Source organism: Caballeronia sp. GAWG1-1, assembly GCF_023631465.1.
GTDB lineage: Bacteria > Pseudomonadota > Gammaproteobacteria > Burkholderiales > Burkholderiaceae > Caballeronia.
Genome location: NZ_JALQDB010000030.1, coordinates 38,884 through 56,087, shown reverse-complemented (window position 1 = coordinate 56,087; position 17,204 = coordinate 38,884). Strand labels below are relative to the sequence as shown.

At 61.5% G+C, this 17,204-nt stretch carries 19 protein-coding genes; 12 read left to right on the top strand and 7 right to left on the bottom strand.

Annotated elements, in window-relative coordinates:
* Positions 1-32 precede the first annotated feature (32 nt).
* Complete coding sequence (locus NCT03_RS20660; protein WP_250493716.1) at positions 33-239, top strand: hypothetical protein; 207 nt, start codon at positions 33-35, stop codon at positions 237-239.
* Here NCT03_RS20660 and NCT03_RS20655 read toward each other — a convergent pair.
* Positions 220-1,704 (bottom strand): MDR family MFS transporter, encoded by a 1,485-nt coding sequence (locus tag NCT03_RS20655; protein ID WP_250493715.1) that lies wholly within the window; start codon positions 1,702-1,704, stop codon positions 220-222. The two genes, NCT03_RS20660 and NCT03_RS20655, sit on opposite strands and share 20 nt — an antisense overlap.
* A 446-nt stretch (positions 1,705-2,150) precedes the next feature.
* On the opposite strand from NCT03_RS20655, the gene NCT03_RS20650 reads away from it, so the two are divergent.
* Both NCT03_RS20650 and NCT03_RS20645 read left to right on the top strand, forming a co-directional pair.
* A complete protein-coding gene (locus NCT03_RS20650) occupies positions 2,151-3,506 on the top strand; it encodes a sensor histidine kinase (RefSeq protein WP_244828764.1) in 1,356 nt (451 codons plus the stop codon).
* A gap of 105 nt (positions 3,507-3,611) precedes the next feature.
* Positions 3,612-4,295: a response regulator transcription factor gene (locus NCT03_RS20645; protein ID WP_244828763.1), complete on the top strand. Its 684-nt coding sequence runs from the start codon at positions 3,612-3,614 to the stop codon at positions 4,293-4,295.
* Between the two features lie 7 nt (positions 4,296-4,302).
* Here the strand turns inward: NCT03_RS20645 and NCT03_RS20640 are convergent, their stop codons facing one another.
* On the bottom strand, positions 4,303-4,488 hold the full coding sequence (locus tag NCT03_RS20640) for a transcriptional regulator (RefSeq protein ID WP_244828762.1): 186 nt from the start codon (positions 4,486-4,488) through the stop codon (positions 4,303-4,305).
* A 283-nt stretch (positions 4,489-4,771) separates the two neighbouring features.
* Between NCT03_RS20640 and NCT03_RS20635 the strand changes: the two genes are divergently transcribed.
* The 7 genes from NCT03_RS20635 (at position 4,772) to NCT03_RS20605 (ending at position 11,663) form a co-directional block, all read left to right on the top strand.
* Positions 4,772-5,137 carry a hypothetical protein gene (locus NCT03_RS20635; RefSeq protein ID WP_250493714.1) on the top strand — a complete coding sequence of 122 codons (366 nt, stop codon included), beginning with the start codon at positions 4,772-4,774 and terminating at the stop codon, positions 5,135-5,137.
* 142 nt (positions 5,138-5,279) lie between these two features.
* Positions 5,280-6,455 (top strand): ATP-binding protein, encoded by a 1,176-nt coding sequence (locus NCT03_RS20630; RefSeq protein ID WP_250493713.1) that lies wholly within the window; start codon positions 5,280-5,282, stop codon positions 6,453-6,455.
* A 174-nt stretch (positions 6,456-6,629) separates the two neighbouring features.
* Positions 6,630-7,796 (top strand): DNA polymerase IV, encoded by a 1,167-nt coding sequence (gene dinB / locus NCT03_RS20625; RefSeq protein ID WP_250493712.1) that lies wholly within the window; start codon positions 6,630-6,632, stop codon positions 7,794-7,796.
* Between the two features lie 154 nt (positions 7,797-7,950).
* Positions 7,951-8,808 (top strand): TauD/TfdA dioxygenase family protein, encoded by an 858-nt coding sequence (locus tag NCT03_RS20620; protein ID WP_250493801.1) that lies wholly within the window; start codon positions 7,951-7,953, stop codon positions 8,806-8,808.
* A 26-nt stretch (positions 8,809-8,834) separates the two neighbouring features.
* On the top strand, positions 8,835-9,854 hold the full coding sequence (locus NCT03_RS20615; RefSeq protein ID WP_250493711.1) for an ABC transporter substrate-binding protein: 1,020 nt from the start codon (positions 8,835-8,837) through the stop codon (positions 9,852-9,854).
* Positions 9,855-9,957: 103 nt separating this feature from the next.
* Positions 9,958-10,782 (top strand): ABC transporter ATP-binding protein, encoded by an 825-nt coding sequence (locus NCT03_RS20610; protein ID WP_250493710.1) that lies wholly within the window; start codon positions 9,958-9,960, stop codon positions 10,780-10,782.
* Positions 10,779-11,663, top strand: a complete 885-nt coding sequence (locus tag NCT03_RS20605; protein ID WP_250493709.1) for an ABC transporter permease — start codon at positions 10,779-10,781, stop codon at positions 11,661-11,663. Before NCT03_RS20610 ends, NCT03_RS20605 begins: the two co-directional genes overlap by 4 nt.
* A 60-nt stretch (positions 11,664-11,723) precedes the next feature.
* Here NCT03_RS20605 and NCT03_RS20600 read toward each other — a convergent pair whose 3' ends face one another.
* Positions 11,724-11,978 (bottom strand): DUF378 domain-containing protein, encoded by a 255-nt coding sequence (locus NCT03_RS20600; protein ID WP_250467503.1) that lies wholly within the window; start codon positions 11,976-11,978, stop codon positions 11,724-11,726.
* 114 nt (positions 11,979-12,092) lie between these two features.
* Complete coding sequence (locus tag NCT03_RS20595; RefSeq protein WP_244828755.1) at positions 12,093-12,977, bottom strand: manganese catalase family protein; 885 nt, start codon at positions 12,975-12,977, stop codon at positions 12,093-12,095.
* 438 nt (positions 12,978-13,415) lie between these two features.
* Here NCT03_RS20595 and NCT03_RS20590 point away from each other — a divergent pair, with 438 nt between their 5' ends.
* Entirely contained in the window at positions 13,416-13,883 is a 468-nt protein-coding gene (locus tag NCT03_RS20590) for a hypothetical protein (protein WP_250493708.1), read from the top strand.
* Positions 13,884-13,964: 81 nt separating this feature from the next.
* On the opposite strand, the gene NCT03_RS20585 is transcribed toward NCT03_RS20590, so the two are convergent.
* Complete coding sequence (locus NCT03_RS20585; protein ID WP_250493707.1) at positions 13,965-14,417, bottom strand: DUF3597 domain-containing protein; 453 nt, start codon at positions 14,415-14,417, stop codon at positions 13,965-13,967.
* A gap of 264 nt (positions 14,418-14,681) precedes the next feature.
* Positions 14,682-15,536 (bottom strand): LysR family transcriptional regulator, encoded by an 855-nt coding sequence (locus NCT03_RS20580; RefSeq protein ID WP_250493706.1) that lies wholly within the window; start codon positions 15,534-15,536, stop codon positions 14,682-14,684.
* 122 nt (positions 15,537-15,658) lie between these two features.
* Here NCT03_RS20580 and NCT03_RS20575 point away from each other — a divergent pair, with 122 nt between their 5' ends.
* Complete coding sequence (locus NCT03_RS20575; RefSeq protein WP_250493705.1) at positions 15,659-16,540, top strand: SDR family oxidoreductase; 882 nt, start codon at positions 15,659-15,661, stop codon at positions 16,538-16,540.
* A gap of 9 nt (positions 16,541-16,549) precedes the next feature.
* On the opposite strand, the gene NCT03_RS20570 is transcribed toward NCT03_RS20575, so the two are convergent.
* Positions 16,550-17,143: a histidine phosphatase family protein gene (locus NCT03_RS20570; protein WP_250467498.1), complete on the bottom strand. Its 594-nt coding sequence runs from the start codon at positions 17,141-17,143 to the stop codon at positions 16,550-16,552.
* Positions 17,144-17,204 lie beyond the last annotated feature (61 nt).

Here is a 17,204-nt window from a genome sequence, read left to right as displayed (position 1 = left end):
GTGATTTCGATAACCCTTCATGGAGCACTCACATGACTCGCAAACTCGGCATCATCTTTCTCATCGCGGCGTCGCTTGCCGCTTCTTATGCGCTCGCCAGGGGATTCGGCACGGCTTCGCGGCAATGCGTCACCGTGCAGATGATCGCATCGGACGACGCACCCGCGGACAACGACAATAACGCGGGTACATCGCCTAAGGACAAGGAGGACAGTCCGCTCACTCGTGCACAGGACTGAGCACGGTCTCGCGCCGTGGGCTGATCTTCACGGCGGGCATGAAGAGCATGGAGACGACCGCGCCGAGCGCGACGAAGAACATCGCGGTGAAAGTCAGATGCAGCGCATGGTGCAGTGCAAGGCGGATCTCGTTATTGCTTGCAAAGTCGCCCGGCACGCTCGTCAACAAACGCTTCAACTGATCCGCGTGGACGGCGGGCATGCCGGTCACATGCGTTAGACCGTAGTTCTGCACCGCGCCGAACACCGCCGCGCCGAGCGTGTTGCCGAGATTGCGCGCAAAGAGATTGGATGCCGTCGCGCTGCCGCGTTCGTGCGGCTTCACGATCTCCTGAATCAGGATGAGGCACGAGACGCTCGTCACGCCCATGCCGAAGCCGACGACCGCCGAGCCGATTCCCGCCCACACCGGGCTCATGTCCGGGTTGAGGAACACGAACGGCAGCGAGCCAAGCGGAATGAAGAACGCGCCGCCGATCAGAAGCCGCCTCAGGCCGATGCGCGCGAACGTCCGCGAGGTGAACGTGGCGCCGCTTGGCCAGCCGACCATCATCATGGTGAGCGTGAAGCCGGCTTCGACCGGTGAGCGATGCATCACGCCCTGCACGTACATCGGCAGGAAAGTGGTGAGGCCCATCATCGCCATGCCGGCGAGCAGGGTCGCCGCGTTGCCCGCTGCAATCGGGCGATGTGCCCAGAGGCCGAAGTTGATCATCGGGTCGGCGGCGCGGCGTTCCTGCCAAACGAAGAGGCACGCGCTCGCAATCAGCACCGCCACTTCCACGGCCACACGCGTGTTGCTGGCGTGGCCGGCATCGGTCAGAGCCATCATCAGCGCGGCGACGGCGGCGGTGAAAAAGAACGCGCCAGCGAAGTCGATCGACGGGCGGCCGTGGCGTTTCTCTTCGTGCAGGAACATGACGAACAGCAGCGCGGCGAGGAAGCCGATCGGCACGTTGATCCAGAAGATCCACGCCCACGAGAACTGCCGGATGAGCAGACCGCCGACCATGGGTCCGAGCACGGCCGATACCGCCCACACGCTTGCCAAATAGCCCTGCACCTTGCCGCGTTCATGCGCCGGGTAAAGGTCGCCGACGATAGTCAGCACCACCGGCAAAATGGCGCCCGCGCCCACGCCTTGCAGCAAACGGAACACGATCATTGCGGGCATCGACCAGGCAAAGCCCGCGAGCACCGAGCCGATCAAGAAGATGGCGATGCCCACGAGCACCGCGGGCTTGCGTCCATAAAGGTCGGCGAGCTTGCCGAACACCACGGTAAGCGCAGTCTGCGTGAGCAGAAACGACGAGAAAACCCAGCTGTAGAGATCGAGACCGCCGAGTTGCGTGGCGATTTGCGGCATCGCGGTGGAGACGATGGTGGCCTCGATCGCGACCATTGCCATCGACGCCATCACGGCGGCAATGACGAGCGGACGAACGGTTTGTCTGGCTTGTGGCATGCGTTTCCATGAAAGGAATGGCGCCGCCACGCGAGGCGGATACGGCGCGCGGCAACAGGCGGGCTTACACGAAGAAGGCGATACGGCCAAGGCGAAGCTGCATCAGCCGTTGTGCGGCGGGGCGGCATCGCCGATGAAGTCGATGATGAAGCGGTCGACTGCAATGGTAGCGCCTGCTGAAAAAGCCTGCTCGCTTCGCCCGACTCTTCGTCCTCATTTTTCTCTAACTATCGGGGTATACGCTGGGTTCGTGGACAGAAGGTTGGTTCACATCCTCGTTCTCCTCAGCTTCGAGCGTCGGCTCCGACCCGGACCGGCGCTTCTTTTTTAGCACGTCGATGCCAGAACCCCGCGCCGAAAGATCGAAAAGTCCGAAGCCGCCGAAAGCCGCTAGTAGAATCGAGACGCCAGCCGGTCCGCGTCTTTTCATCTCGATGCGTCTTCACATGATCAAATCGCTGAGAAATCAACTTGTCGTCGCGCTCGGGCTGCTCGTCAGCGCGGTGGGCTTGCTGCAGGGCATCAGCTCGTATCATCTTTGCCGGACCGGCATGGACGCACTGCTCGACATGCGCCTCGAACAAGTGGCGACCCGCATGCGCGACGGTTTCGCCGAAGGCATTCCGCAGAATCCCGCGCGCGGCACGCAGGACGATCGCGATGTCGTGGTCGTCGTGTGGAAGCCGGACGAAGCCACGCCGTTTCGCACGACCGATCCTTCTCTGCGCTTTCCGCGCGATGCAACCGCGGGCTTCGGCAGCTATCAGGTCAACGACGAATCGTGGCGCGTCTTCACGCGTCAGGACCCGACCATGACCATTCAAGTGGCGCAGCGCAACGCCGTGCGCCGCGAACTCACGCGGGAAGCCGCGACGCAGACGCTCTGGCCCATTGTCGTGCTGTTGCCGCTCGTGTGGATCGCGGTGGCGCTCGTCGTGAGCCGCTCGCTGCGCAGGCTCAAACGCCTTGGCGCAAAAGTGCAGGGCATCGATACCGCCAATCTCGAACCGTTGCCCACCTCCGGCGTGCCCGCCGAAATCGCGCCCTTCATCCATTCGATCAACACGATGATCGAGCGCCTCGCGCAATCCATCGAGTCGGAACGCAAGTTCATCGCCGATGCCGCGCATGAACTGCGCACGCCGCTCACGGCCCTGCAATTGCAGGCCGATAATCTCGCGCCGCACATCGCGCCGGGCAATCAGGAGCGTTTTCGCGAGTTGCGACGCGGCATTGGACGCGCGGGCAGCCTCATCACGCAGCTTCTGCGCATGGCGCGCGCCGATGCCCCGATGGGCGCGACGCCGCTTACGCGGGTGAATATCGCCACGGTCGTAACGAGCGCCGTGGCCGATGTCCTGCCGATTGCGCTGCAACGCGGCCTCGATATCGGCGCCGAAGAGATGGTCGAGGCCCACGTGCGCGCGGTGGAAACGGATATCGGCATGGCGGTGAAGAATCTCGTTTCGAACGCGGTGCGCTATACGCCGGATGGCGGCACCATCGACTTGCGTATGCGGCGCGAGCGCGACATGGTATGGGTCGATGTCGTCGATACGGGGCCGGGGATCGCGGAAACACTGTTGCCGCGCGTATTCGACCGCTTCTTCAGGGCTAACCCTGATATCGAGGGTAGCGGGCTCGGCTTGTCTATCGTGAAGGCGATCGCGCAGCGCTACGGTGGCGATGTGTCACTTCGGAATCGCGATGACGGGCGGTCGGGCATCGTCGCTTCGATTGGCTTTCCGGTCGAGGAAAGCGGCGTGGCTACCGAGGCAAACGCCGCGACAGCCACCGCTTAAAAGGAATGGCCGCGCTGTTTTGTGCCTATTACAATGGAATCGCGTGCTGCGCGTGGGTGATGACCGCGTCAGCTTGGTCGCGTCAATGCGGTGTGCGGACTCAACATGCGAATCCTACTGATCGAAGACGACGTACAGATCGGCACCAGCCTGATGCGCGCCCTCAAGGACGTCGATTACGCCGTGGACTGGGTGCGCGACGGCCAGGCGGGACGCGAGGCCATGGACGCCGCCGAATACACGGTAGTACTGCTCGATCTCGGCTTGCCCGGCATGTCCGGCCTCGAAGTGTTGCGTGGTGCGCGCACGGCGGGCAACGCGACGCCGGTGCTGATCCTCACGGCTCGCGACGACCTCGACACGCGCGTGCAAGGGCTCGACCTCGGCGCGGACGACTACCTCCTCAAGCCCTTCGACACGCCCGAACTGCTGGCCCGCATCCGCGCGGTGCTGCGCAGAAAGGCGGGTTATGCCACCTCGCGTCTCGGCGACGAATCGATCAATCTCAACCTCGACCAGCGCACGCTTACGTGCGGCGAGACATCCGGCGTGCTATCGGCGAAGGAATTCGCGCTGATGCACGCACTCATGGAGCGGCCCGGCACCATCTTTTCGCGCGATCAACTCGAAGACCGGCTTTACGGCTGGGGCAAGGAAGTCGAAAGCAACGCTGTCGACGTGATCATCCATTCGGTGCGCAAAAAGTTCGGCGCAGCGGTGATCCGCAACGTGCGCGGCCTCGGCTGGACCGTGATGCTGGGACAGGCGGGACGCGACGAAGCGAAGTGAGGGCGTGTCACGCGTAAGGGTCGTCGGGGCGACGCGGGATCGATCCGCAGAAGGTCATGCTGTACGCGTGGTCGCTTTCCTCGACCTGACGCATGCGGCGCTCGAGTTCGGCGTGATCGCCCGACGAGGCAAAGTAGTCGTCGTGCGAATGGTCGTCGGTGGCGGAAAAGAATCTGGAAAGACGTTCGAACATGATGCGCTCCTTAGGCGGACGGTTGGCGACGGCCTGCGTTCGGTATTCAGTATGGCTCGTCGATGGAAACCAGAATAAGGCGCGCGAATTAGCGTTGAATGATGGCTCGCACATGCAGTCGCCAGCACAGAGTTGAGCCTGCGAAACATGTACGCCAGCGCACGCGAATGGGCTGCCGCGTCGCACCATCGCGTGGTATCTTCTTTCACACAGGTTTCACACAAGGATGGATGTACAGCAGCGCGTTTGCCCTTTCAGTCGAACGTCTCTCGTGAACGCCGCCATGAACGAAGTGCCTCGTACTCTCAGTGCCCGCGACCGTGTCGAACTGCTTTGCTGGCTGACGTGCGGCAGCCTCGGTGCGTACTATCTCAACGGCGACTGGCCCGCGCCGTCATTTCATGTCGAAGCCGCGCGCAAGTGGCTCGACCGGCATAAGCGCGAAGCCGACTGGCTTGCTATCGCCAAACTCTCTGCCATTGCACGCGATCTTGCCGCGCGACATTGCGCTATCCTCGAATCCGACTGGGCGCGCGAAGCGGTCGAAGAGATTTTGGACAGCGAAGACCTCAACTTCAATTCGGGCGTAGTGCGACCCATTCTGGAGGATTGCCGCCGGGCGTTGGCGGAGAAGCGGGTTCCGGAGTAGACCGATTTGCGTAGGCGAGTCGTGAGGGCGGTCGCGCCGCCAACCGCAGGCCACTAGTGCCACGTGCTGTATCTAGCGAAATATAGGAAAGTATAAGGTAGTCAAGATATACTTCGCTATATATTGTTATAGAGTCATAGTCATGGATCCGGTTCGGAACCCATTTGCGCCCGGCGCCGGTAGCCAGCCGCCCGAACTCGCTGGGCGCGAAGCAATCATCGAGGACGCACGTATCGCCATTGAACGCGCGGTGCTCTGTAAGCCTAGCCGTTCGCAAATGTTCCTGGGCTTACGCGGCGTAGGCAAGACCGTGCTGCTCAACGCAGTCGAAGCGCTCGCTATTCAGCGTGGCCACGTCACTTCCATGATCGAGGCGCCCGAGAACAAATCGTTGGGTGAGCAACTGCTGCCACGCATGCATCAAGTGCTTCGAAAACTGTCCGTCGCCGCGAATGCCAAGACGAAGACTTACGACGCGCTGCGAGCGTTGAGGTCGTTTGCCTCCGCATTCAAGTTGGAATATGGCGATGTCTCGATCGCGGTGGATCCCGAAGTAGGAGTCGCGGACAGCGGCGACCTCGAGAATGATCTTCCAGAACTGTTCGTGCGTATCGGCGAGGCCGCTAAAGCTGCCGGTAAAGCCTGGACGCTCCTGATCGATGAAGTCCAGTACCTAAGCGAAAAAGACCTAGCCGCTCTCATCGTGTCATTGCACAAGATCAACCAGGCGCGCTTGCCCGTGCTGTTTTTCGGCGCCGGCTTGCCACAGGTCGCGGCCCTGTCGGGACAAGCCAAATCGTATGCGGAGCGGCTATTTCACTACCCGGAGGTCGGTGCTCTGCCTGAGGACGATGCCAAGGCAGCGATCCGTCAACCAGTGAACGACGAAGGCGCCGGTATCGACGATGCTGCTCTGAAAGAGATTTTCCTCAAGACGAGAGGCTATCCCTACTTTCTGCAGGAGTGGGGCCATCAGTCCTGGAATCTCGCCGTCGGCGACACGATTACCGTAAGCGACGCAAGGCGCGCCGAGTCGACAACGCTCAAGCGTCTGGACGAAGGGTTCTTCAAAGTTCGCTTCGATCGCCTGACGCCCAAGGAACGCGAATACGTCATTGCCATGGCGAAATTAGGCAGTGGCCCTTATCGTTCGTCCGACGTTGCGGATGCGCTCGGCGAAACCCCGCAGAGTCTCGGTCCTCGCCGCGCGCAGATCATCAACAAAGGCATGATCTACAGTCCGTCCCATGGTGATATCGCGTTCACCGTGCCGATGTTCAATGACTACCTGATTCGCAATTTAAGCAGTCTTGGCTGACCGGGCTGCGGATTTGCGCCGAGCGCCGCTAGGGACATAAGGCAGACTAGCGCGAATCACTGTATGAATGTACAGTATGCGCATTTTCCGCGTTCTTCGCGCCCGCGCATGTTTAGCCACGTCCTTCGCACGTCGTCGTCTTTCGGCCTTGTCGGCACGCGTCCGTTCTAGGCAATGGACACGCCCGCCACGCCCACGCCTCGCCGTATCGCGCATCTGGACATGGATGCGTTCTTTGCCTCCGTCGAATTGCTGCGCTATCCCGAACTGCGCGGCCAGCCGGTGGTGGTCGGCGGCGGACGCAATGCCATTCCCGAGACGCTGGCCGACGGCACGCGCCGTTTCAGAAAACTGCGTGATTACGCGGGGCGCGGTGTCGTCACCACCTCCACTTACGAAGCGCGCAAGTTCGGCGTGTTCTCGGCCATGGGCATGATGAAGGCCGCGCAACTCGCGCCCGACACCATTCTTCTGCCCACGGATTTCGAGTCGTATCGCCATTACTCGCGGCTTTTCAAGACAGCCGTCGCGGCGTTCACGTCGCAGATAGAGAATCGCGGCATCGACGAGATTTATATCGACGTGACGGACATGCCGGGCGATTCCGCGAGCATCGGCCGGCGCATGAAGGACGCGGTGCACGAAGCCACCGGGCTTACGTGCTCGATCTGCATCGCGCCGAACAAGCTGCTGGCGAAGATCGGCTCGGAGCTCGACAAGCCCGACGGCCTGACCATCCTGACGATGGACGATCTCCCCACACGCATCTGGCCGCTCGCGGCGCGCAAGGTGAATGGCATCGGGCCCAAGGCGAGCGAAAGGCTGGCGGCACTCGGTATCGAAACGGTCGGTGACATTGCCGCCGCCGACCTGGGATTTCTGCAGATGCATTTTGGCGGCACTTACGCCGCATGGCTCGCGCGTATCGCGCAGGGACAGGACGATCGGCCCGTGGTCGTGAGTTCGCAGCCGAAGTCGATGAGCCGTGAGACCACGTTCGAGCGCGATCTGCATCCGAAGAACGACCGCGCGAAGCTCTCCGAGGCGTTCACGGGGCTGTGCAAGAAAGTCGCCGACGACCTGCAGCGCAAAGGTTACGTAGGCCGGACGGTCGGCATCAAGCTGCGTTTCGACGACTTCCGCACGCTCACGCGTGATCTGACCATTCCCGTTTCCACCGACGACCCCGTCGAGATTCGCCGCGCCGCTACCGAATGCGTAAAGCGCATTACGCTGGATCGACGGCTGCGGTTACTCGGCGTGCGCGTGAGCGCGTTGAGCGTGCGCGGAGAGGACGGCGGCTTCATCGAACCGATTCAAGTGGAACTGCCGTTCGACTGAGGCGTTAAGCGCCAAAGGGAATAAGCAAATCGCGGATCGTTCGTTGGCGGCACGGCTGCGACGAAGTAGATTGGCTGTCTTTGCGCCGTTCAAGAACATCGTGACGACCCTCGCACCGACCCTCGAAAGTTCGCCCCAAGCCGCCGATCGATCCATCGACGAATCCATTCAGATTCGCGCCTTCGACGCGCCGCTCGGCGCCGAGGTCATCGGGCTCGATCTGAGCAAGCCGCTCTCGCAAGCCGATTTCGCGCGCATTCATCGCGCGCATCTCGATCATCACGTGCTCGTGTTTCGCGACCAGCGCATCACGCCGGAACAGCAGGTCACGTTCAGCAAGCGCTTCGGGCCGCTGCAAATTCACGTGCTCAAGCAGTTCGCGCTCGCCGGGCATCCGGAAGTGCTGATCGTTTCCAACGTGCTCGAAAACGGCAAGCCGATCGGTCTCGGCGATGCCGGGCACTTCTGGCACTCGGACCTCTCGTACAAGGAAACGCCGAGTCTCGGCTCACTGCTGCATGCGCAGGAGTTGCCGAAAGTTGGCGGCGATACGCTGTTTTCGAATCAGCATCTTGCGTGGGATACGTTGCCCGAGCATCTGCGTCGCGCAGTCGAAGGACGCCGCGCGGAGCATACCTATCTTGCCAAATACGCCGAGTTGCAGAAACGCAGTCCGTGGCGCCCGAACCTGACGCCCGAGCAAATCGCGCAGGTCAAACCGGTGGTGCATCCCATTGTGCGGACGCATCCGGAGAACGGGCGTCGCGCGCTTTTCGTGAGCGAGCACTTCACCACGCGCATCATCGACATGCCGGAAGACGAGAGCCGCGCGCTCCTCGACGAAATCTTCGCGCATAGCGTGAAGCCGGAGTTTCTTTACCGCCACGAGTGGCGCGATCACGACATGGTGTTCTGGGACAACCGCTCGGTCATGCACTTGGCCGCCGGTACGCCCGACGACGAACGCCGCAAGCTGTATCGCACGACCATTGAAGGCGACGCGCCGTTCTGAGCGCTTATTTCACGGGGTTTTCTCACATGCATTCTCGTTTCGGGAAGCGTTCGTTGCGCGCGCTCGCCGCCGCGCTCGTCGTCTCGTTGGCCTGTTCGGCGACCGCGCAGGCGGAAGGCACGTTGCGCGTGGCCGAGCAATTCGGCGTGGTTTATCTGCTGCTCAACGTGGCGCGCGATCAGAAGTTCATCGAGCAGGAAGGCAAGAAGCAAGGCGTCGATATCAAGGTCGATTGGGCCAAGCTCTCGGGTGGCGCGAGCATCAACGACGCGTTGTTGTCCGGCTCCGTGGATATCGCGGCGGCAGGCGTCGGTCCGTTGCTCACGATCTGGGATCGCACGCACGGCAAGCAGAACGTGAAGGGCGTGGCGTCGCTTGGCAATCTGCCGTATTACCTCGTATCGAACGATCCGCGCGTGAAGACCATCGCCGATTTCAGCGATAAAGATCGAATAGCGGTGCCGGCCGTGGGCGTCTCGGTGCAGTCGCGCATTCTGCAATTCGCGTCGGCCAAGCAATGGGGCGACAAGCAGTACGATCGCCTCGACAAGCTCACGCAAGCGGTGCCGCATCCGGACGCGGCGGCGGCCATCATCGCGGGCGGCACGGAAATCAACGCGCATTTTGGCAATCCGCCGTTCCAGCAGCAGGAACTCGCGGGCAATCCGAAAGCGCATATCGTGCTCAACTCGTATGACGTGCTGGGTGGGCCGAGTTCGGCCACCGTGCTCTATGCAACGGAGAAGTTCCGCAATGAGAACCCGAAGACGTATCGCGCTTTCGTCGATGGCCTCAACGATGCGGCGCGCTTCGTCACCGCTAATCCCGAGAAGGCGGCCGACATCTATTTGCGCGTGAACAACGCGAAGCTCGACCGTGATCTGCTCCTCAAGGTCATCAAGGACCCTGCGGTGCAGTTCAAGGTCCAGCCGCAGAACACCTTTCCGCTTGCGCAGTTCATGCATCGCGTGGGCGCGATCAAGAACGATCCCAAATCGTGGAAAGACTACTTTTTCGACGATCCCGTGACGCGCGGCGGCAGTTGATATTGAGTTGATATCGCGCTGACTGCTTTCCATATTCGCAAAGATTGGTTAGGCGAACGTGCCGCCCTGACTATGCTTGAGGATTGCATTCAGGCATAAGATCATGGCGGCGAATCCCCAAGCCATTTATCCGCGCGAACCCCAGCCCGAAGCCGGGACGAGCGACAAACTGCTGTCGGCCAGGAACGTTTCTCTCGAATACCGCACGCCCGAAAGGCTCGTGCGGGCCACGCACGATGTCAGCTTCGACGTCTACGGCGCCGACCGCTTCGTGCTGCTCGGCCCTTCGGGCTGCGGCAAATCCACCTTGCTTAAGGCCGTCGCGGGCTTTATCGAACCGGTGTCGGGCAGTATCGAAATTGCCGGTGAGCGCGTGAAGGGGCCGGGCGCGGATCGTATCGTCGTGTTCCAGGAATTCGATCAGTTGCCGCCGTGGAAGACGGTGCTGCAAAACGTCGCGTTTCCGCTGCGCGTCGCGCGCAAGCTCAGTCGCGCCGAGGCGCGGGAACGCGCGCTCCATTATCTCGACAAGGTAGGTTTGGCGCGTTTCGCGGATGCCTATCCCCATACGCTCTCGGGCGGCATGAAGCAACGTGTGGCGATCGCACGCGCGCTTGCCATGCAGCCGCGCATTCTGCTGATGGACGAGCCCTTCGCCGCACTCGATGCACTCACGCGACGCCGCATGCAGGAAGAGTTGCTGCGTCTGTGGAGCGATGAGCGCTTCACACTCATGTTCGTCACGCATTCGATCGAAGAGGCGTTGATCGTCGGCAATCGCATCTTGTTACTGACGCCGCATCCGGGACGCGTGCGCGCCGAACTGAATAGCCATCAATATACGCAGGAGAGTCTGGGTCGCGGGGAGTTTCAGCAGAGCGTCGCGCGCATTCATCGCTTGCTGTTCGAAGAGGAGGCCGCGCAATGAGCACGCCGCATCTCGCCGCACCGCCGGTACGCCCGGAATATGAAGTGGAGCCTGCCGCGCCCGCGGACATTCAGTATCAAAGCGAAGTCAAACTGCCGCTCGCGCGGCGGATAGCGGACACGTCGTGGCTGCGCAAGACGCTGATTGCGCTGGTCCTCATCGGCATTTGGGAAATCGCCGCGCGCTTCGTCGATAACGATCTTTTACTGCCGACGTTCAGCGCAACGGCCGTTGCGTTCGTGCAGGGGATCATCTCGGGCGAGCTCATCGACAAGGTTGCCATTTCAATGTCGGTGCTGTTGCGCGGTTATTTGCTCGGCGCGGCGCTCGCGTTCGTCTTGACGTCGCTTGCGGTCTCGACGCGCATTGGCCGGGATATCTTGTCGATGCTCACGGCAATGTTCAATCCGTTGCCGTCCATCGCGCTGTTACCGCTGGCGTTGTTGTGGTTCGGCCTTGGCACGGGCAGCTTGTTGTTCGTGCTGGTGCATTCGGTCTTGTGGCCGCTCGCGCTCAACACCTATTCGGGTTTTCAGGCGGTGCCTTCGACTTTGCGCATGACAGGCCGCAATTACGGGCTGACGGGCTTGCGTCATGTGGTCCTGATTCTCGTGCCTGCCGCGTTGCCGTCGATTCTTGCCGGCTTGCGAGTGGGCTGGGCATTCGCGTGGCGGACCTTGATTGCAGCGGAGCTTGTCTTCGGCGCGAGTTCAGGAAAGGGCGGCCTTGGATGGTACATCTTTCAGAACCGCAACGAGCTTTACACGGATCGCGTGTTCGCGGGACTTGCAGCGGTGATCGTGATCGGTCTTGTTGTCGAGCATCTCGTGTTCGATACAGTCGAGCGTGTCACCGTGCGCCGCTGGGGCGTGCAGAATTAATCGGATTCGTGCATTTGAATGTCGGCCCCGCATGGCGCAGCCAGCGGGGCCGATTTGTCTTTAAAGCTTGGCCAATCCATGCTCGCGTGCCGGCATGAAGGCGCGCACCAGCATGTAAATTCCGGCGATGCCAACCAGCACATAGACGATCCGCGATAGCGGCGAGGCCACGCCGAAGATCGCCGCCACGAGATCGAGCTGCAGCAGTCCAACCAGCCCCCAATTCAACGCACCGATGATGACAAGCGCGCCAGCGACCCAATCGATCGGGCTACGATGAACGCGAACGGTTCCTTTCGATGAAACAGTAGACATTTTTGGTGATCCTAATGAATTACGAGGGAAAAAAGAGCCGCAATCGAGCGGCTCTTTTCGTTCCGGTTCCGCACCGCATTAGCCGCAGAACCGGCGGTTACTACTTAATGCAGCTTAGTTCGAGGTTGCGGCCGTTGCCATGCCGGAGCCGAGATCGGCGCCGGTGGTCGGGTCGCTCGATGGGTCCGATGCAGTACGCGTAGCCATTGCCTGCAACGCATCCACTTCTTCTTTCGACACGCCGACGGTAGCCGTGCCATCGCCGCCATCGACTGCGGGTTGCGGATCTTCGACGAACTTCCAGTCGCCGCCTTCATTCCACGAACCGCGCGCGTCATCGCCCTTCGACATATTGAAGTACACGCTCGTGAATTCCGGCTGACCGGGCAGCTTGCCTTGCGGGAAATTCGGCTGAATGGAATGCAGCGCCTTTTCGAAGGACTTCTGATGCGCGATTTCACGCGTCATCAAAAAGCCGAGCGCTTCCTTGATGCCCGGATCGTCGGTCACGTTGATAAGGCGTTCATAGACGATCTTCGCACGTGCTTCCGCCGCGATATTCGAGCGCAGGTCGGCAGTCGGTTCGCCGATCGTATCGATATAAGCTGCGGTCCAAGGCACACCGGCCGAGTTCGTAAGCGCCGGTCCGCCGCCATAGAGCAGAGCGGTCGTGTGCGAGTCGTTACCGTGACCGGTCATCGAGCGATACAGCTCGGCTTCGGTCTGCACGGCTTCGGCGAGTTGGCCCTTTGCGCCCTTGTTGAGCATGGCTACGATCGAGCCGATGATTTCCAGATGGCTCAGTTCTTCGGTGGCGATATCGAACAGCAGGTCCTTGCGGCCCGGATCGTCTTCCGATACAGCTTGCGTGAAGTAACGGCATGCCGCCGCCAGTTCGCCTTGCGGCCCGCCAAACTGCTCTAGCAAAAGATTGGCAAGACCAGGATTCGGCGCAGCTACGCGGACGGTGTATTGCAGACGCTTATTGTGAACGAACATATCAGCCACTCCTTTGTAACAGCGAGCGCCGTCCTGCAGCGGACGAGCGCACGCATTCAGTTTTAGATGAGTTGTTGATCTCGCGGCGACCGAGAGGACGTTGTTGCGTCACTTGCGGTCATCTTGCTGCGAGCCTCAGCGCATGGTTCGCGCTGGCTGAACGGCCGGGGACAGGGCCGAATTGAGTGTTGAATGGGGAACCAAGTTCATGCAGCCGCGTGGACTGGCATGGCGTCGGCTTGTGAGTACTACAGCAACCGCCGTGCCATTGAATCCGTCATGCAGCTTTTTCCTTCAGCGTTCAGCGAGAAGCACCGATCGCTCGAGAAGTATCTGGACGTTCGCAATCGGTGTGCCGCGACCCGTTGTGATCAGAACTTACGGCACGCGGAATAGCCTTTGCTCTCGGCTAACGACTCTCAAAGCTCAAAGGAAAGTATGCATTCCAGATTAATTGAAACCTTGTCGCGCGCGATGTTCTCCGGCGCAAGCGCGGGTGTGGCGTCGGCGCTTGTCGCAGCGGCGGGCGCGTCGAAATCCGGGCATCGTCCTTATTCGGCGATGAACGCTGTCGCGCATTGCATCTGGCCCGAACAGGCGCCAAAGGAGGAGGCGCCCAGCGTTCGATTTACCGCCGTCGGTTCTGGCATACATCTGGGCAGCGCGGTTTTTTGGGGCGTGCTATTCGAAACGCTGTGCACTTCGCGTGCGCGTCCGCGTGATGTCGTTGCTGCCGCGATTGCAACGTCAGTCACTGCTTATGTCGTGGATTACCATGTCGTCCCTAAACGCTTCACGCCGGGATACGAAGCGCGTTTGAGCAAGCGCGCCTTGGCATCGACTTACGTGGCACTGGGTGCGGGGTTTGCCATGGTGGCGTTGGCGCGCATGGGGCGATCGCGCTAAAGGATGTGAGGTGCGGTCCGTGATGCGTCATACCAAATGAGTCGCGACGCCAGGGCAACGCCGCGACGATTTACAGCGTGGTCAGTCTTGCAAATCCGCCGGCACCTTGCCTCCGTTTTCCGCCAGCTTCTTCATGACTTGCTTATGAAGCCAGATGTTCATGGACGCGGAATCGTCGGTGCTGCCGGTGTAGTGCAACTCGGCGGCAAGCGACTTGCGCGCATCCAGGCTGCTGTCGAGATCGAGCAACTTAAGCAAGTCGACAATCGAGGTGCGCCAGTTCAGGGTCGCACCGCTTTGCTGCTGCTTCTGCGTGAGGATTGCTTCGACATCCACTTCGGGCATCGGCGTGACCGGCGGGCGCGCGGGTTCGGCGCTTGCCGTGCCTGCGGGCGTGCTCGTCGGCGTGCCCGATGCCGTCGGTGTCGCCGGCGCTGCGCCCGGTGAAGCGGGCGGAGTAGCGGCGCCGGATGCGCTCGCGGCCGGATGATCGTGCGGGAAAATCTTGTTCAGGATGCTTGAAAAAATGCTCATGGTTCCTCCGTTGGTTTCATTGGTGTTTTGCGATGAAGCCTGTTATTTCTTCACCGGCCGTCGGACGAGGACGCATAAAGCAAGCCTGCTTCCGACAGACTCGTACGTCATGGTGAGCGAACCATCGGACAGATAGTCTCGAATGGTGGTTGTCGATGCCAATCTCGATCGCCCGCCCACTTGCAGCCATCGACGCGATGGAGTGAAAGACCGCAAACATACATCGGTCGATTGAACACATGACGCTCAAACAGCCGACGTTCATCACTCCGGCTTTCCGAGCACATCCAGAAAAGCCCGTACCTTTGCACTCAACAAACGACGTGAGCTATACAGCGCCCAGATCGCGACGGCCGGACCCGCATCCTCCCCCAACGCGACCAGCCTGCCCGCAGCCACATCCGGCGCAACGAGCAACCCAGGCAGAAGCGCGGCGCCCGCACCATCCAGCACGGCTTCGCGTATCAATAAGAGCGACGACATACGCAACACCGTCCGTGCTTCGATGGTGCGTGACTTGCCATTGGCGGTACGAATTTGCCAAGGCGTGTCGTTTGCGGTGGAAAGCGTGATCGCAGGCAGCGACGCGGGAAGTTCATCGCTGTCGATAAGCGAAGGCGCAGCAACCAGCACGCGCCGGTCGATCGCAATCTGACGGCCCATGAGTAGTACGTCGGCCGCCGGATTCACGCGTATCACGAGGTCATAAGCGTCTTGCACGGGATCGACCAGACGGTCCTCGGCGACGAGCTCCAGTTCGACTTCGGGATAAGCAAGCGCGAACCGGGCAGCCACACGCGCAAGCACCGCATGTGTGAACACGACGGGCCCGCTTACGCGCAGCTTGCCGCGTGGCACGGGTGCGCGCGAGGCGATCGATTCGCCGAGATCGGCGATATCCGTGAGCAGTCCGTGCGTTCCCTGATGCAGCGCCTGACCGTCCTCCGTGAGCCGCAGCGTGCCCGCGCCGCGCTCGATCAGCCGCACGCCGAGCTCCTGTTCGAGTTCGGCGACACGCCGCGAGAGCGTGGCTTTTGGCCGGTCGAGCTTGCGCGCGGCGGCCGCGAAACCGCCATGTTGGGCGACGGCGTTGAAATCGGCGAGAGCGATCAGGTTCATGGCGTTCCATCCGTGAGACGGGGCGTCTTGTTTTACGGGCTTCCGACTCGAAAGCGGAACGCCTATCGTATCAACACCGGGCCTCTTGACGGCCCGATCAACTCGAAAACTGGAGAATCAACATGACTATTCTCGTTACAGGAAGCACGGGCGTGATCGGCACGCAGGTCATCGAACAACTCGCGCGGCTGGATGGCGGCGTCGAGGTGAGGGCGCTGACGCGCAAGCCCGCGGACGCGAAGTTTCCGGCGCACGTCAAGCCAGTGCAGGGCGATCTGAGCGGCCTCTCTTCGTTTGCAGCGGCGCTCGCCGATATCGACACGCTGTTCCTGCTCGCGCCGAACGCTGCCGACGAACTCACGCAGGCCCTGCAGGCTTTGAGCCTTGCACGCGAGGCGGGCGTGAAGGGCATCGTCTATTTGTCGGTATTCAAGGGCGACGAATATGCGGATGTGCCGCACTTCACGAGCAAGCACACCGTGGAGCGCATGATCGAGCGTGAGGCGCTGCCCGTCACCGTGCTGCGTCCGGCGTATTTCATGCAGAACGACGTGCGCCAGAAAGAGCCGCTGCTGAACGCGGGAATCTTCGGCATGCCTATCGGCGATAAGGGGATTTCGATGGTCGATGTGCGCGATATCGGTGAGGCGGCCGCGCGCGAATTGCTCAGACGCGAACACGCAACCGACGCGCTGCCCGCCGAAACCTACGACCTCGTCGGACCGGAGGCGATCACTGGGAGGAGCGTCGCGGCTATCTGGACCGAAGCCTTGCAGCGCCCCATCCGTTACGCCGGCGACGACCTCGCTCCTTTGCAGGCAAGCCTCAAGGCGGCGCCCGAATGGCTCGCATACGACATGCAACTCATGATGCGTCGCTACCAGCGGGAAGGCGCGGTGGCAACGGCCACGCAGATCGAGCGCCTGAGCGCGCTGTTGCAGAGGCCGCCGCGGTCGTATCGCGACTTTGCGCGGGAGACGGCGAGCAGCTGGCTCGACGCTTGAGCGGACGGTTCAGGCGCGCAGATTCCACTTGATGATCGCGCGGGTGTCGCGCTCGAAGCCGAGCACGCTCATCGACGCGGTATCGAGCACGAGATGCGCGCCGAACGTGGCCGTGCCGGTGACCCACTGCGCCGCGAGCACGCGCAGAAAGTGCGCGTGCGAAAAGATGGCGATATGCGTCTTGCCGGAGCCAGTCAGCCGGTCGATCACGGATTGCGCGCGGCGTCCGATATCGGCGGCAATCTCGCCTTGGGGCATGGGGGAAGTCCAGACCGACCAGTCGGGAATCTCCTGGCGGATATCGACGGTCTTCCTGCCTTCGTAGATGCCGTAGTCCCATTCGTGCAGCGACGGCTCGACCTCGGCTTGATCGCCGAGACCCGCGAGCTTGCAGGTCTCCCGCGCGCGGCTCATTGGACTCGTGAGCACGAGATCGAACGACTGGGCGGCGAGCACGGGTGCGAGCGCCGATGCCTGCTTGCGGCCTTCGTCGGTCAAGGGGATATCGGTCGAACCGGTGTGCTGGCCCGACTTGCTCCATTCGGTTTCGCCATGCCGGATCAGCCAGATATGCATGCTGTCGTGGGGTTTGGAATCGGCCATGATGTGGGGAGAGTGGTTCGCGCACACGCGCGGCGTGGCTTGCATGGTAAGGGTTATGGGA

Bases quoted from the DNA above. Each gene is read 5' to 3' on its own strand.
- NCT03_RS20655 (WP_250493715.1), bottom strand. From the start codon at position 1,704: ATGCCACAAGCCAGACAAACCGTTCGTCCGCTCGTCATTGCCGCCGTG.
- dinB (WP_250493712.1), top strand. From the start codon at position 6,630: ATGGACACGCCCGCCACGCCCACGCCTCGCCGTATCGCGCATCTGGAC.
- NCT03_RS20660 (WP_250493716.1), top strand. From the start codon at position 33: ATGACTCGCAAACTCGGCATCATCTTTCTCATCGCGGCGTCGCTTGCC.
- NCT03_RS20635 (WP_250493714.1), top strand. From the start codon at position 4,772: ATGAACGAAGTGCCTCGTACTCTCAGTGCCCGCGACCGTGTCGAACTG.
- NCT03_RS20650 (WP_244828764.1), top strand. From the start codon at position 2,151: ATGATCAAATCGCTGAGAAATCAACTTGTCGTCGCGCTCGGGCTGCTC.
- NCT03_RS20645 (WP_244828763.1), top strand. From the start codon at position 3,612: ATGCGAATCCTACTGATCGAAGACGACGTACAGATCGGCACCAGCCTG.
- NCT03_RS20600 (WP_250467503.1), bottom strand. From the start codon at position 11,978: ATGTCTACTGTTTCATCGAAAGGAACCGTTCGCGTTCATCGTAGCCCG.
- NCT03_RS20615 (WP_250493711.1), top strand. From the start codon at position 8,835: ATGCATTCTCGTTTCGGGAAGCGTTCGTTGCGCGCGCTCGCCGCCGCG.
- NCT03_RS20640 (WP_244828762.1), bottom strand. From the start codon at position 4,488: ATGTTCGAACGTCTTTCCAGATTCTTTTCCGCCACCGACGACCATTCG.
- NCT03_RS20610 (WP_250493710.1), top strand. From the start codon at position 9,958: ATGGCGGCGAATCCCCAAGCCATTTATCCGCGCGAACCCCAGCCCGAA.
- NCT03_RS20595 (WP_244828755.1), bottom strand. From the start codon at position 12,977: ATGTTCGTTCACAATAAGCGTCTGCAATACACCGTCCGCGTAGCTGCG.
- NCT03_RS20570 (WP_250467498.1), bottom strand. From the start codon at position 17,143: ATGGCCGATTCCAAACCCCACGACAGCATGCATATCTGGCTGATCCGG.
- NCT03_RS20590 (WP_250493708.1), top strand. From the start codon at position 13,416: ATGCATTCCAGATTAATTGAAACCTTGTCGCGCGCGATGTTCTCCGGC.
- NCT03_RS20605 (WP_250493709.1), top strand. From the start codon at position 10,779: ATGAGCACGCCGCATCTCGCCGCACCGCCGGTACGCCCGGAATATGAA.
- NCT03_RS20580 (WP_250493706.1), bottom strand. From the start codon at position 15,536: ATGAACCTGATCGCTCTCGCCGATTTCAACGCCGTCGCCCAACATGGC.
- NCT03_RS20630 (WP_250493713.1), top strand. From the start codon at position 5,280: ATGGATCCGGTTCGGAACCCATTTGCGCCCGGCGCCGGTAGCCAGCCG.
- NCT03_RS20575 (WP_250493705.1), top strand. From the start codon at position 15,659: ATGACTATTCTCGTTACAGGAAGCACGGGCGTGATCGGCACGCAGGTC.
- NCT03_RS20585 (WP_250493707.1), bottom strand. From the start codon at position 14,417: ATGAGCATTTTTTCAAGCATCCTGAACAAGATTTTCCCGCACGATCAT.